Source organism: Burkholderia sp. EMB26 (assembly GCF_024730645.1).
Taxonomy (GTDB): domain Bacteria; phylum Pseudomonadota; class Gammaproteobacteria; order Burkholderiales; family Burkholderiaceae; genus Burkholderia; species Burkholderia cenocepacia.
Genome location: NZ_CP078070.1, coordinates 386143 through 401068, shown reverse-complemented (window position 1 = coordinate 401068; position 14926 = coordinate 386143). Strand labels below are relative to the sequence as shown.

Below are 14926 nucleotides of genomic sequence, written 5' to 3'. Positions count from 1 at the left end.
CCGCGCGCGGCCATCAGGCGCGCGCGGCATTCGCTATGTCGTTCGTCGCTCAGGCGGCCAGCACTTCCTTCGCCGCCTTCTTCGCACCGATCTCGCCCAGCGCGCGCTTGTATTCGTGCGGGAACACCTTCACGAACTGGCGGCGCGCCGCGTCCCAGTTTTCCAGCAGCGACTTCGCGCGCGGCGAACCCGTGAACTGGAAATGACGCTCGACGAGCCCCTTGAGCAGCGCTTCGTCCGTCGTGCCGGCGTGCCAGAGCGCGCGGTCGACCGTGCGCTCCTGCTCGGCCTGCTGCAGCACCGGCTCGAGCGCGACCATCGACTTGTTGCACTTGGCCGCGAACGTGCCTTCCGGATCGTAGATGTACGCGAGGCCGCCCGACATGCCGGCCGCGAAGTTGCGCCCCGTCTCGCCGAGCACGACGACCGTGCCGCCCGTCATGTATTCGCAGCCGTGGTCGCCCGTGCCTTCGACGACCGCCGTCGCGCCCGAGTTGCGCACGCAGAAGCGCTCGCCCGCGACGCCGCGGAAGAACGCTTCGCCTTCGATCGCGCCGTACATCACCGTGTTGCCGCAGATGATGTTTTCCTCGGACTTGCCGCGGAAGTCGTTGGTCGGACGGATGATGATCCGGCCGCCCGACAGGCCCTTGCCGACGTAGTCGTTGCCGTCGCCGACGAGGTCGAGCGTCACGCCCTTCGCGAGGAACGCGCCGAAGCTCTGGCCGGCCGTGCCCTTCAGCTGGATGTGCACCGCGTCGTCGGCCAGGCCGTCGTGGCCGTGCTTCTTCGCGATCACGCCCGACAGCATCGCGCCGACCGTGCGGTTCACGTTGCGCACCGGCTGGATGAACGACACATGCTCGCCGTTCTCGATCGCGGCCTTCGCCTTCTCGATCAGCACGTGGTCGAGCGCGCGCTCGAGGCCGTGATCCTGCACGTCGACGTGACGCGGCGCGACGTCCTCGCACTCTTCCGGCTGGTAGAACACACGCGAGAAGTCGAGGCCCTTCGCCTTCCAGTGCTCGATGCCCTTGCGCGTATCGAGCAGATCGGCGCGGCCGATCAGGTCGTCGAACTTCGCGACGCCGAGCTGCGCCATGATCTCGCGCACTTCCTCGGCGACGAAGAAGAAATAGTTCACGACGTGCTCGGGCTGGCCCTTGAACTTCGCACGCAGCACCGGATCCTGCGTCGCGACGCCGACCGGGCACGTGTTCAGGTGGCACTTGCGCATCATGATGCAGCCCTCGACGACGAGCGGCGCCGTCGCGAAGCCGAATTCGTCCGCGCCGAGCAGCGCGCCGATCACGACGTCGCGACCCGTCTTCATCTGGCCGTCGGCCTGCACGCGGATGCGGCCGCGCAGGCGGTTCAGCACCAGCGTCTGCTGCGTTTCGGCGAGGCCGAGTTCCCACGGCGTGCCGGCGTGCTTGACCGACGACAGCGGCGACGCGCCCGTGCCGCCGTCGTGGCCGGCGATCACGACGTGATCGGCCTTCGCCTTCGCGACACCGGCCGCGACCGTGCCCACGCCCACTTCCGACACGAGCTTCACGGAGATGCTCGCGCTCGGGTTCACGTTCTTCAGGTCGTGGATCAGCTGCGCCAGATCCTCGATCGAGTAGATGTCGTGGTGCGGCGGCGGCGAGATCAGGCCGACGCCCGGCACCGAGTAACGCAGCTTGCCGATGTATTCCGACACCTTGTGGCCCGGCAGCTGGCCGCCTTCGCCCGGCTTCGCGCCCTGCGCCATCTTGATCTGGATCTGGTCGGCCGATGCCAGGTACTCGGCGGTGACGCCGAAGCGCCCCGACGCGACCTGCTTGATCTTCGAGCGCAGCGAATCGCCGTCCTTCAGCGCGATGTCGCTGACGATCTCGTCGCCGATCACCGACTTCAGCGTCTCGCCCGACTTGATCGGAATGCCGCGCAGTTCGTTGCGATAGCGCTTCTCGTCCTCGCCGCCTTCGCCGGTGTTCGACTTGCCGCCGATCCGGTTCATCGCGATCGCGAGCGTCGCGTGCGCCTCGGTGCTGATCGACCCGAGCGACATCGCGCCGGTCGCGAAGCGCTTGACGATCTCCTTCGCCGGCTCGACGTCGTCGATCGGGATCGCCTTGGTCGGCTCGACCTTGAACTCGAACAGGCCGCGGAACGTCATGTGACGCTTGGTCTGGTCGTTGATCAGGTGCGCGTATTCCTTGTACGTCTGGTACGAGTTGCTGCGCGTCGCGTGCTGCAGCTTCGCGATCGAATCCGGCGTCCACATGTGGTCTTCGCCGCGCACGCGGTACGCGTACTCGCCGCCCGCGTCGAGCATGTCGCGCAGGACCGGGTTGTCGCCGAACGCGTCGCGGTGCAGGCGGATCGCTTCTTCCGCGACCTCGAACAGGCCGATGCCGCCGACCTTCGACGCGGTGCCCTTGAAGTACTTCTCGACGAGGTCGCTCGACAGGCCGAGCGCTTCGAAGATCTGCGCGCCCGTGTACGACATGTACGTCGAGATGCCCATCTTCGACATCACCTTCTGCAGGCCCTTGCCGACCGCCTTCGTGAAGTTGTAGACGGCCTTCTCCGGCGACAGGTCGCCCGGCAGCCCTTCGGCCATCTTCGCGAGCGTTTCCATCGCGAGGTACGGGTGCACGGCTTCCGCGCCGTAGCCCGCGAGCAGCGCGAAGTGGTGCGTCTCACGCGCGGAACCCGTCTCGACGACGAGGCCCGTGCTCGTGCGCAGCCCTTGCTGCACGAGGTGCGTGTGGATCGCCGACGTGGCGAGCAGCGCCGGAATCGCGACGTGCTCGGCGTCCGTCTTGCGGTCCGACACGATCAGGATGTTGTAGCCCGACTTCACCGCGTCGACGGCTTCCGCGCACAGCGACGCGAGGCGCGCCTCGATGCCTTCCTTGCCCCACGCGACCGGATAGCAGATGTTCAGTTCGTACGCGCTGAACTTGCCGCCCGTGTACTGGTCGATCGCGCGGATCTTCGCGATGTCCTTGAAGTCGAGCACCGGCTGCGACACTTCGAGACGCATCGGCGGGTTGATGTTGTTGGTGTCGAGCAGGTTCGGCTTCGGGCCGATGAACGACACGAGCGACATGACCATGTTCTCGCGGATCGGGTCGATCGGCGGGTTCGTGACCTGCGCGAACAGCTGCTTGAAGTAGTGATAGAGCGTCTTGTTCTTGTTCGACATCACCGCGAGCGGCGAATCGTTGCCCATCGAACCGACGGCTTCCTCACCCTGCGCCGCCATCGGCGCCATCAGGAACTTCAGGTCTTCCTGCGTATAGCCGAACGCCTGCTGGCGGTCGAGCAGCGCGGCGCCCTGCGTGCGGCCGGCCGCGACTTCCTCGGCCTTCGGCTCGATCTCGTCGAGCTTGATGCGCACCGCGTCGATCCAGCTCTTGTACGGCTTCGCGTTCGCGAGGTTGTCCTTCAGTTCCTTGTCGTCGATGATGCGGCCGTGTTCCATGTCGATCAGGAACATCTTGCCCGGCTGCAGGCGCCACTTCTTGACGATCTTCGATTCGGGGATCGGCAGCGTGCCGGCTTCCGACGCCATGATGACGAGGTCGTCGTCGGTGACGATGTAGCGCGCCGGGCGCAGGCCGTTACGGTCGAGCGTCGCGCCGATCTGGCGGCCGTCGGTGAACGCGATCGCGGCCGGGCCGTCCCACGGCTCCATCATCGCGGCGTGGTATTCGTAGAACGCGCGGCGGTTCTCGTCCATCAGCGTGTGCTGTTCCCACGCTTCCGGGATCATCATCATCACCGCGTGCACGAGCGGGTAGCCTGCCATCACCAGCAGTTCGAGACAGTTGTCGAACGATGCGGTATCCGACTGGCCCGGGTAGATCAGCGGCCACAGCTTCGGCAGATCGTCGGCGAGCACGTGCGACGCGATCGCGCCGGTACGCGCGTTCAGCCAGTTCACGTTGCCCTTCACGGTGTTGATCTCGCCGTTGTGCGCGATCATCCGGTACGGGTGAGCCAGTTCCCACGCCGGGAACGTGTTGGTCGAGAAGCGCTGGTGCACGAGCGCGAGCGCCGACACGACACGCTCGTCCTGCAGGTCGCGGTAGTACACGCCGACCTGGCCGGCCAGCAGCAGCCCCTTGTAGACGACGGTGCGCGCCGACATCGACGGCACGAAGTATTCCTTGCCGTGCTTGAGCTTCAGCGCCTGGATGCGGTGGCTCGCGGTCTTGCGGATCACGTACAGCTTCCGCTCGAGCGCGTCCGTCACCATGATGTCCTTGCCGCGACCGATGAAGATCTGGCGGATCAGCGGCTCGCTCGCCTTGACCGTCGGCGAGATCGGCATCGCATGGTCGACCGGCACGTCGCGCCAGCCGAGCACGACCTGGCCTTCGGCCTTCACCGTACGCTCGAGCTCCTGCTCGCACGCGAGACGCGACGCGTTCTCCTTCGGCAGGAAGATCATCCCGACCCCATATTCGCCGGCCGGCGGCAGGTTCACGCCCTGCTTCGCCATTTCCTCGCGATAGAACGCGTCCGGAATCTGGATCAGGATGCCCGCGCCGTCGCCCATCAGCGGATCGGCGCCGACCGCGCCGCGGTGATCGAGGTTCTCCAGGATCTTCAGACCCTGCTGGATGATCTCGTGGCTCTTCTTGCCCTTGATGTGAGCGACGAAGCCGACGCCGCAGGCGTCGTGTTCGTTTTGCGGGTCGTACAGACCTTGTGCGGCGGGCACCGCGGCGAGCGGCTGCTGGTGGTCGTTCATGGGGACACCGTCGTAAAGGGGGCCTGGAGGCCGTTGAACCGTTTTCTTGTTGCCGTCGAGCCCGCTCCCGACAGGAGACGGCACGGCCGACAGTGGTTGGGCAGGCTTCGCCCGGGCCACCGGAATTCGGAATATACGCGACGAATCAAGGGAATAGCAACAAAAACCGCTTGATCGAACCCCAATTAAACGAATGCCTCGATCTGGTGCTGTTTTATTGGGGCCGTATCGTTTTGGTGCAAAAAGAAGCGGCGCCCGCCGCGCCGCTTCTGGCCCGCCTTTCCGGCGTTACTGCTGGATCGGCGGCGTGTTTTCACGCACCTTTCTGGGGCGCCCGCGCGGCAACGGCGAGACGCGCCGGTTCGCGGTGCGCGCCGCCCACTCGCGGTAATTCTCGCCGCCGAGCACCCACCCCTTCAGCGTGGCCTGCTGCAGCTGATCGGCCTGCCGCTCGTCGAGCGGCTGTTCGCACAGCTCCTTGTACGCCCGCTGGCGGTCGAACGGCGTGTTGCCGAGCGCCCAGTAGAGCGGATGGTCGGTGATCAGGCTGTCGACGGTGAGCCCGACGTGATGCCGGTAGCTCGACCAGCGATAGGCCTCGGGCGTCGCGACGAGCTGCGAGCGCACCGGGCTCATCTCGACCACGCGGCTCGCGAGCAGGAAATAGCGCTCGCCTTCGATCACGGTCGCGCGATAGCGGCCTTCCCACAACGTGCCGCGCCGCGAATAGCGCCGGTTGAAATGCGCGACGTAGCGACGGCCGACGGCCTGCATCGCCTTCGGCAGGCTCGCCTCGTCGCTCGGTGTCACGAGGAGTTGCACCTGGCGCGGCAGCAGCACGTAGGCGTGTACCGCCAGGTGATGATCGCGTGCGGCGGCCTTCAGGCAATCGATGAAGAGTTCGTAGTCCTGGTCGTCGACGAACGCGGGTTGCTGATCCAGGCCGCGCAGTATCACGTGCTGCGGCTGGTCGGGAACGTAGAGTCGTGCTAACCGTGCCATGCTGAATGTCCGTTTGAACGCGTTAGGAAATACCCGGAGGTCCGAAAATGCGCACCTGCGTAGAATGCCTGCCCCAGCGGCGCGCGTAAGCGTACGGTCGTGCGAATCCTAGGGAGAAAACTCTAACTTACGAGCTTGTTTGGTTTTAAACGCAGTCGTCATAATGAGCACGCCTTTGATCGGAGGAGACACAATGAAACGAAAACTGGCCATTACGGGGGCCGCAGCGCTCGCATTCACGTTCGCGGGCGGTACGGCACATGCACAATCCGCAGGTGATTTCTACGTCAGCACCGGCTGGCTGCACCTTGCGCCGCAGGACAGCAGCGACCCGCTGTTCGTCTACGGCGTAGGCGGCACGCCCGTCAATCAGTCGATTCCCAACACCGGCGCCGGCATCAGCGATGCCGACACGCTCGCGCTGGCGACCGGTTACTTCGTGACCGACCATATCGCCACCGAGTTCATCGCCGGCATCCCGCCGAAGTTCGACATCACCGGCAAGGGCCAGTTCTCGAAGTTCGGTACGCTTGGCCGCGCGTACCAGTGGAGCCCTGCGCTCCTCCTCAAGTACTACTTCAACGACGCCAACGCGAAGTTCCGTCCGTATGTCGGCGTCGGCGCGACGTATATCTGGTTCACCGGCGCGAAGATCACGAACAGCACGTTCGAGAACGGCGTGCTCGGCGGCCCGACCAGCGCCACGACCAGCAACCAGTGGGCGCCCGTGTTCAACGCCGGCTTCACGTACAACTTCACGAAGCACTGGTTCGCCGGCTTCTCGATGTCGTACATCCCGGTCAGCGTGACCGCGACCTTCACGACGGCGCGCCGGACCCCGGTCGGTACGCTGACGGAAACGTCGAAGGCCCACATCTCGCTGAACCCGATCGTGACGTACCTGAACGTCGGCTACCGCTTCTAAGCGTAGTCGAATATTTGGGGAATGGTTAATCCTGCTGCAATTTGTAGCGGATTTTTCCTGGCGTAACGTCTCCACGATGCAAAACGCCCCGACGGAAATCCCGTCGGGGCGTCGTTTTTTCGCGTCAGGCACGTTCGGCGCAAGGGTTTTACCGGACGCCGCCGCGGCCGTGGCCGTCAGACGACGTCGATATCGTCCAGCGCGTCGGGCGCGATCAGGTCGATGCGGTCCGTGCAGACCGCGTCGACGCCCCAACGCGCCAGTTCGCGCGCCCGTTCGAGGTCATTCACCGTGTAAACCAGGATGCGCAATCCGGCGGCCTTGATCGCACGCACCAGGGATTCGTCGAGCCGAGTGTGGTCTGCATGCAACGATACGCAGTCGAGCGCATCGATGACCTGCGCATGCCAGTCGTCCGGCACGACTTCGTAGAGCATCCCGCGCGGCAGTGCCGGCGCCGTCGCGCGCGCCTGCCGCAGCGCGTCGAACGAGAACGACGACAGCAGCGGCGCCACGGCGGCATCGCGCCAGTACGCGGCCGCATCGGCCGCCACGCGCTGCCCGGTTTCGCGCTCGCGCCCCGGGCACGGCTTGATCTCGACGTTCGCGGCCAGCCCGTGCGCGATGCAGCGCGCCGCCGCCGCCTCGAGCGTCGGCATCCGTTCGCCCGCGAAACGCGCGTCGCGCCACGCGCCCGCATCGAGCGCGGCCAGCGCCGCATAACGCATGCCCGCCGCCGCTCCGTGACCGTTCGAGGTCCGGTCGACCGTGTCGTCGTGCAGCAGGAAGGTCACGTCGTCGGCCGACAGCTTCGCGTCGAACTCGACCATCCGGTGACCGCGCCGCGCGCCCTCGTCGAGCGCGGCCAGCGTGTTCTCCGGTGCGAGCGTGCCGCCGCCGCGATGGGCGACGACGCGCGGATAGGGCCAGTCGGTACGGATCGTCATCGTCGGTCTCCCGCAGTCAAACGGTTTCAGCCGGCCCGCTTGCCGGTTTCGGGATCGAAGAAATGCAGCCGGTGCGCGGGCAGCGCCGCCGCCAGCGCCGTGCCGCGCGCCGGGCGGTCCGCGTGCGGCAGGCGCACCGCGACGTCGTGATTGCCCCAGCGGCCGTGCGCGAGATTGTCCGCGCCGAGCAGCTCGCACGAATCGACCGGCAGCGTCGCCTGCGCGACGCCCGGCTGCGGCGTCATGTGTTCGGGACGCACGCCGAGTACCCAGTCGCGCCCGGTAGCGATCTCGCTGCCGATGCCCGGTGCGCCGGCGACCGGCAGCGCGGGGCCGCCGCCCGCGACCGTGAAGGTCGCGCCGTCTTCCGACAGCCGGCCGTGCATCAGGTTCATCGCGGGCGAGCCGATGAAGCCCGCGACGAACACGGTCGCCGGCTTCTCGTACACGTCGACCGGCGCGCCGATCTGCTCCGCGTAGCCGCGGTTCATCACGATCACCCGCTGCGCGAGCGTCATCGCCTCGATCTGGTCGTGCGTCACGTACACACTCGTCGTCGCGAGCCGCGCGTGCAGCCGCTGGATCTCGAGCCGCATCTGCACGCGCAGCTTCGCGTCGAGGTTCGACAACGGCTCGTCGAACAGGAACACCGACGGTTCGCGCACGATCGCGCGCCCCATCGCGACGCGCTGCCGCTGGCCGCCCGACAGCTCGCGCGGCCGCCGCGCGAGCAGCGGCTCGAGCTCGAGGATCTTCGCGGCCGCCGCCACCCGCGCATCGATCGTCGCGCGCTCGATCCCGCGGATCTTCAGCCCGTAGCCCATGTTCTGCGCGACCGTCATGTGCGGATACAGCGCATAGTTCTGGAACACCATCGCGATGTCGCGGTCCTTCGGCTCCAGCGTGTTGACGACCCGGTCGCCGATCGCGATCTCGCCGTCCGTCACGGTTTCGAGACCCGCGATCATCCGCAGCAACGTCGACTTGCCGCAGCCCGACGGGCCGACCAGCACGATGAATTCGCCGTCGGCGATCTCCACGTCGATGCCATGCAGCACGTGCTGCTTGCCGTCGTAGGATTTCCTGACGCCCTTCAAGCTCAGCGCAGCCATACCTGGTCCTTCTCCCGGTTACGTCGGTCGTTCATTTCTCGGAATCGACGAGGCCGCGCACGAACCAGCGCTGCATCGCCAGCACGACGACAAGCGGCGGAAGCATCGCCAGCAGCGTCGCCGCCATCACGTATTGCCATTCGGTCGCGGCGTCGCCGCTCGCGATCATCGTCTTGATGCCCACCACCGCCGTCGACAGCGACGCCTCCGTCGTGATCAGGATCGGCCACAGATACTGGTTCCAGCCGTAGATGAACGTGATCACGAACAGCGCGGCGATGCTCGTCTTCGACAGCGGCAGCACCACGTCCCAGAAAAAGCGCAGCGGCCCCGCGCCGTCGATGCGCGCCGCGTCCATCAACTCGTCGGGCAGCGTCATGAAGAACTGGCGGAACAGGAACGTCGCGGTCGCCGATGCGATCAGCGGCATCGTGAGCCCCGCGTAGGTGTTCGTCAGGTGCAGCGTCGACACGACCTGCACGGTCGGGAAGATCCGCACTTCCACCGGCAGCATCAGCGTGACGAAGATCAGCCAGAACGCCGTGTTGCGAAACGGAAAGCGGAAGTAGACGATCGCATACGCGGACAGGATCGACACCGCGATCTTGCCGACCGCGATGCCGAGCGCCATCGCGAAGCTGTTCACGAGCAGGCGGCCGAACGGCGCCGTCGTGCCGCCGCTGCCGTGCCCCCAGATGTACGCGATGTTCTCGAACAGGTGCGTGCTCGGCACCAGCGACAGCGGCACCGTGAACACTTCCTGCGCGTTCATCGTCGCCGCGCAGAACGCGACGTAGACGGGGAACACGATCAGCACGACGCCCGCGATCAGCACCGCGTGGCAGAACAGGTCGAAGCCCTTGCGATTCTCGATCATGCGTATTGCACCCTGCGTTCGACGAAGCGGAACTGGATCACCGTAAGCCCCACGACGATGATCATCAGCACGACCGACTGCGCGCCCGAACTGCCGATGTCGAGCCCCTGGAAGCCCTCCGCGAAGATCTTGTAGATCAGCGTCTTGGTGCTCTGCGCCGGGCCGCCGCCGGTGGCCGCGTCGATCACCGGGAACGTGTCGAAGAACGCGTAGACGAGGTTCACGACCAGCAGGAAGAAGCTCGTCGGCGACAGCAGCGGCAGCACGATGTTGAAGAAGCGCCGCACCGGCCCCGCGCCGTCGATCGCCGCCGCCTCGATCAGCGAGCGCGGAATCGCCTGCAGCCCCGCGTAGAAGAACAGGAAGTTGTAGCTCACCTGCTTCCACACCGACGCCAGCACGACGAGGAACATCGCCTGCCCGCCGTTCAGCGCGTGGTTCCACACGATGCCGCCCTTCGCGAGCGCATACGTGATCAGGCCGATGCTCGGGTTGAACAGGAACGCCCACAGCACGGCGGCGATCGTCGGCGCGACCGCGTACGGCCAGATCAGCAGCGTGCGGTACGCGCGCGCGCCGCGGATCACGCGGTCGGCGCACGCGGCGAGCAGCAGCGACACGACGAGCCCGCTCACCGTGACGAGCGAACTGAACACGAGGGTCGTGCGGAACGAATCGAGATACAGCGGATCGGCGAACAGGTGCGTGAAGTTCGCGAAGCCGACGAATTCGCTCGACGTGCCGAACGCGTCCTGCATCTGCGTGGACTGCCACAGCGCGACGCCGGCCGGCCACAGGAAGAACACGGCGGTGATCGCGAGCTGCGGCGCGATCAGCAGGTACGGCACCGGGCTCGTACCGAAACGGGAACGGGATTGCATCGCGGATATCCGGTCAGGCGAAACGGAAAGGAAACCGCACCGCCGGACGGCACGCGCTGGCGCGCGACACCGCCGGCGGCACGCAGCGATGCGCGCTCAGCCGCCCGACTTCTCGAAGCGGCGCAGCAGTTCGTCGCCGCGCGACGCGGCCGAATCGAGCGCGTCCTTCGGCGCCTTCTTCTGCGCCCAGACCTGTTCGAACTCCTCGTCGACGACCGTGCGGATCTGCGGCATGTTGCCCAGGCGCAGCCCCTTCGTGTACGGCAGCGGCGGCTTGTTCAGCATCTGCTTGATCGCGGTTTCGGCGCTCGGGTTCTTCGCATAGAAGCCCTGCTGGCGCGTCAGGTCGTACGCGGCGGTCGTGACCGGCAGGTAGCCGGTGTCCTGATGCCACTTCGCGGCGACGGCGGGCGAAGCCAGGTACGCGAGGAATTTCGCGACGCCCTTGTAGGTCGCCGGATCCTTGCCGGCCAGCACCCACAGGCTCGCGCCGCCGATGATCGCGTTCTGCGGCGCGCCCTTCACGTTCGCGTCGTACGGCATCATCCCCGTGCCGTAGCTGAACTTCGCGAACTTCTGCACGTTCGCGAGCGCGCCGGACGACGTCGTCAGGATCCCGCAGTCGCCGCTGTAGAACTTCGCCGACGCTTCGTCCTTGCGGCCCGCGTACGTGAACGTGCCGTCCTTCGCCATCTGCTGGAGGAACGAGAGGTGCGCGATCTGCTGCGGCTTGTTGAACTCGAGCACGGCGTCGGTGCCGTCGAAGCCGTTGTTGCGGCTCGCGAACGGCAGCCCGTGCCACGCGCTGTAGTTTTCGAGCTGGATCCAGCCCTGCCAGCCGGTCGTGAAGCCGCACGCCATCCCCGCCTTGCGCAGCTTCTCGGCATCGGCCTTCACGTCGGCCCACGTCTTCGGCGGCTGGTTCGGATCGAGGCCCGCCTTCTTGAACGCATCCTTGTTGTAGTACAGCACCGGCGTCGAGCTGTTGAACGGCATCGACACGAGGTGGCCCGTCTTCGCATCGCTGTAGTAGCTCGCGATGGTCGGCACGAACGCCTTCTCGTCGAGCGTCACGCCCGCCTGCTTGAACACGTCGTAGACCGGCACGACCGCCTTCTTCGCCTGCATCATCGTCGCCGTGCCGACTTCGTAGACCTGGAGGATCGCCGGCGCGTTGCCGCTGCGATAGGCCGCGATGCCCGCCGCGAGTGCCTGGTCGTAAGTGCCCTTGAAGACCGGCACGATCTTGTAGTCGCTTTGCGACGCGTTGAACTGGTCGGCGATCGCGTTGACCCGCTCGCCGAGCGCAGCCTCCATCGCATGCCAGAACTGAATTTCCGTCGCGGCGAGCGCGACGTGCTGCGCCCCGAACATCAGCGCGCCGCCGAGCGCGATCGAACGAACCAGTGTCCCCGCAGGCTTCTTCTTCATCGACCTCTCCTATGAAAACGTTACCAACAGCGTGTGCAACATTCCCGTCGCCATTGAACCGGCGAAGTCTAGTGATCGTTTATGACAGTCAGTTGTCGCTGATGACGAACAGGCGCTGATATTCCTTCAGCGCGAAGCGGTCGGTCATGCCGGCGATGTAGTGCGCGACGAGACGCGGCTGCTGCGCCGCGTCGTCGGACTGGTACGGCGGCGGCAGCAGGCGCGGATCGTCGATGAACGCGTCGAACAGCCCCGTGACGACGCGTTGCGCCTTGCTCGCCATGCGCATCACTTTGTAATGGCGATACAGGTTCTTGAAGAGGAAGCGCTTGAGCGCGGCGGCCTGCGCGGCGACTGCCGGGCTGTGCGACACGAGCGGCGGCGCGGCGCGCACGTCGTCGAGCGATGCGGGCGCGACGCGGGCAAGATTGCGCGTCGTCTCGTCGATCAGGTCGACGATCAGCGTGTTGATGATGCGGCGCACCGTCTCGTGCACGAGACGGCGGCCTTCGAGGTGCGGGAATTCGGCGAGCGCCGCTTCGTAGTGACGCTGCCACAGCTCGACCTCCGCGAGCTGCTCGATCGTGATCAGGCCGGAGCGCAGGCCGTCGTCGACGTCGTGGTTGTTGTACGCGATTTCATCGGCGATGTTCGCGAGCTGCGCTTCGAGCGACGGCTGGCGGCCCTGCAGGAAGCGCTCGCCGAGCGCGCCGAGCTTGCGCGCATTCTCGCGCGAGCAGTGCTTCAGGATGCCTTCGCGCGTCTCGAAGCACAGGTTCAACCCGTTGAACGCGCCGTAGTGCTCCTCGAGCTCGTCGACCACGGCGAGGCTCTGCAGGTTGTGCTCGAAGCCGCCGTGCTCGCGCATGCACGCATTCAGCGCGTCCTGCCCGGCATGGCCGAACGGCGTATGGCCGAGGTCGTGCGCGAGCGAGATCGCTTCGACGAGATCCTCGTTCAGGCGCAGGTTGCGCGCGACCGAGCGCGCGATCTGCGCGACTTCGAGGCTGTGCGTGAGGCGGGTGCGGAACAGGTCGCCTTCGTGATTGACGAAGACCTGCGTCTTGTATTCGAGCCGGCGAAACGCGGTCGAGTGGACGATCCGATCGCGATCACGCTGGAATTCGGTGCGCGCCGCCGGCGGCGTTTCAGGATAGCGGCGGCCGCGCGACTGCGACGCGTGCGCGGCATACGGAGCAAGATGGGCTTCCAGCGCCGCCAGCGTCGGCGGCTCGGCCACCGGCGCAGCGGATGCGCGGCTGGCTTCGGGCAATGTGCTGCTGGATGTCTCGCTCACGTCTCCTCCATGTCAGGGGCGCCGGCGCATCCGGGCCGCCGTTAGCGGGTCGTCTGCGCCAGTGTAGCGAATACCGCTTCGTCCGGCGCCTGCGTGATCAGCGTATCGCCGAATCGCTTCAGCAGGATGAACTTGATCGCGCCGGCCTCGGCCTTCTTGTCGACGCGCATCAGGTCCATGTAGCGCGCATCGCCGAGCGCGGGCGCGCGGGTCGGCAGATGTGCGGCCGCGATCACCGCATCGAGGCGCTGCCGCGATGCTTCGTCGAGGAGGCCGAGCCGCACCGACAGGTCGCCCGCCATCACCATCCCGCAGCCGACCGCTTCGCCGTGCAGCCATTCGCCGTAGCCGAGCCCGGCCTCGATCGCATGGCCGAACGTGTGGCCGAAGTTCAGGATCGCGCGCAGGCCGCCTTCGCGTTCGTCGGCCGCGACGACGCTCGCCTTGATCTCGCACGAACGCTTCACTGCATGCGCGAGCGCGGCGGGCTCGCGACGGTTCAGCGCCTCGACGTTCGCCTCGATCCAGTCGAAGAACTCGGCATCGGCGATCGCGCCGGTCTTGATGACTTCGGCGACGCCGGCCGCCAGCTCGCGATCGGGCAGCGTCGTCAGCGCGCCGATGTCCGCGATCACGGCCTGCGGCTGGTAGAACGCGCCGATCATGTTCTTGCCGAGCGGGTGGTTGATGCCCGTCTTGCCGCCGACGGACGAATCGACCTGCGACAGCAGCGTCGTCGGCACCTGGATGAACGGCACGCCGCGCATGTAGCACGCGGCGGCGAAACCGGTCATGTCGCCGACCACGCCGCCGCCGAGCGCGACGAGCGTCGTCTTGCGATCGGCGTGGTCCGTCAGCAGGCCGTCGAAGATCAGGTTCAGCGTTTCCCAGTTCTTGTACGCCTCGCCGTCCGGCAGCACGACCGTCGACACGCGCTTGCCGAGCGGCGCGAGCGCCGCGCGCAGCGCGTCGCCATAGAGCGGATCGACCGTCGTGTTCGTGACGATCGTGACGGACGAACCCTTGATGTGGGGCGCGAACAGCTCGGTGCGGCCGATCAGGCCGGCGCCAATATGAATCGGATAGGCGCGGTCGCCCAGATCGACGTTGACAGTAATCATGCTTGTAGCGGCTTGGCGATGACGCCGGCCAGTTCGAGTTGCATCAGCACCATGTTGACGAGACCGTTGACCGACGGACGGCCGGTCTCGATGACGAAATCCGCGCATTCGCGGTACAGCGGGTCGCGCACTTCGTACAGCGCTTCGAGACGCCCCTTCGGATCGTCCGTCTGCAACAGCGGGCGATTCTTGTCCTTGCGCGTGCGCAGCCACAGATCGTGCGGATTGGCGCGCAGGTAGACGACGATGCCGTTGGTTTTCAGGCTGTCGCGATTTTCCGGGCGCAGCACCGCGCCGCCGCCCGTCGCGAGCACGATGTTCTCGCGCTGCGTGAGATCGGCGATCACCTGCGTTTCGCGGTCGCGAAACCCGGCCTCGCCCTCCAGCTCGAAGATCACCGGGATGCGCGCGCCCGTACGGGCCTCGATTTCGTGGTCGGAGTCGAAGAACGTCCTGTCGAGACGACGCGCGACCGCACGGCCCACGGTGGTCTTACCCGCTCCCATAAGGCCGACGAAAAATACGTTTGCATGTGGGTCCCGCGCTTGCAACGGCTTCCTCTGCTTCAATCTTGCTGGTG

Annotated in this window: 11 protein-coding genes; 1 reads left to right on the top strand and 10 read right to left on the bottom strand. The window is 66.3% G+C overall.

Translation table 11 applies throughout. From position 1 onward, the window contains the following. Nucleotides 1–49: 49 nt before the first annotated feature. Together KU887_RS01930 and KU887_RS01925 are read right to left on the bottom strand one after the other, a co-directional pair. On the bottom strand, nucleotides 50–4753 hold the full coding sequence (locus KU887_RS01930; protein ID WP_006490631.1) for a glutamate synthase-related protein: 4704 nt from the start codon (nucleotides 4751–4753) through the stop codon (nucleotides 50–52). A 288-nt stretch (nucleotides 4754–5041) separates the two neighbouring features. Next, the gene (locus KU887_RS01925; protein ID WP_006494443.1) at nucleotides 5042–5755 is read right to left on the bottom strand and encodes a transposase; all 714 of its coding nucleotides are present in this window, start codon (nucleotides 5753–5755) and stop codon (nucleotides 5042–5044) included. 193 nt (nucleotides 5756–5948) lie between these two features. Between KU887_RS01925 and KU887_RS01920 the strand changes: the two genes are divergently transcribed. After that, a complete protein-coding gene (locus KU887_RS01920; RefSeq protein ID WP_006490624.1) occupies nucleotides 5949–6680 on the top strand; it encodes an OmpW family protein in 732 nt (243 codons plus the stop codon). Between the two features lie 176 nt (nucleotides 6681–6856). Here KU887_RS01920 and ugpQ read toward each other — a convergent pair whose 3' ends face one another. The 8 genes from ugpQ to aroK form a co-directional block, all read right to left on the bottom strand. Further along, complete coding sequence (ugpQ, locus tag KU887_RS01915; RefSeq protein ID WP_006491785.1) at nucleotides 6857–7627, bottom strand: glycerophosphodiester phosphodiesterase; 771 nt, start codon at nucleotides 7625–7627, stop codon at nucleotides 6857–6859. A 26-nt stretch (nucleotides 7628–7653) separates the two neighbouring features. Then, nucleotides 7654–8739 carry a sn-glycerol-3-phosphate import ATP-binding protein UgpC gene (locus KU887_RS01910; protein WP_006481861.1) on the bottom strand — a complete coding sequence of 362 codons (1086 nt, stop codon included), beginning with the start codon at nucleotides 8737–8739 and terminating at the stop codon, nucleotides 7654–7656. A 31-nt stretch (nucleotides 8740–8770) separates the two neighbouring features. Continuing rightward, a complete protein-coding gene (ugpE, locus tag KU887_RS01905; protein WP_034201080.1) occupies nucleotides 8771–9616 on the bottom strand; it encodes a sn-glycerol-3-phosphate ABC transporter permease UgpE in 846 nt (281 codons plus the stop codon). Next, complete coding sequence (gene ugpA, locus KU887_RS01900) at nucleotides 9613–10497, bottom strand: sn-glycerol-3-phosphate ABC transporter permease UgpA (RefSeq protein WP_006481867.1); 885 nt, start codon at nucleotides 10495–10497, stop codon at nucleotides 9613–9615. Before ugpA ends, ugpE begins: the two co-directional genes overlap by 4 nt. Before the next feature lie 96 nt (nucleotides 10498–10593). After that, a complete protein-coding gene (gene ugpB, locus KU887_RS01895; RefSeq protein WP_006481865.1) occupies nucleotides 10594–11928 on the bottom strand; it encodes a sn-glycerol-3-phosphate ABC transporter substrate-binding protein UgpB in 1335 nt (444 codons plus the stop codon). 88 nt (nucleotides 11929–12016) lie between these two features. After that, nucleotides 12017–13225, bottom strand: coding sequence for a deoxyguanosinetriphosphate triphosphohydrolase (locus KU887_RS01890; RefSeq protein ID WP_077055994.1), 1209 nt, complete (start codon nucleotides 13223–13225; stop codon nucleotides 12017–12019). A gap of 41 nt (nucleotides 13226–13266) precedes the next feature. After that, nucleotides 13267–14346, bottom strand: coding sequence for a 3-dehydroquinate synthase (gene aroB, locus KU887_RS01885; RefSeq protein ID WP_006481864.1), 1080 nt, complete (start codon nucleotides 14344–14346; stop codon nucleotides 13267–13269). Next, complete coding sequence (gene aroK / locus KU887_RS01880) at nucleotides 14343–14897, bottom strand: shikimate kinase AroK (protein WP_034201082.1); 555 nt, start codon at nucleotides 14895–14897, stop codon at nucleotides 14343–14345. The genes aroB and aroK overlap by 4 nt, the downstream gene beginning before the upstream one ends. Nucleotides 14898–14926: the final 29 nt, after the last annotated feature.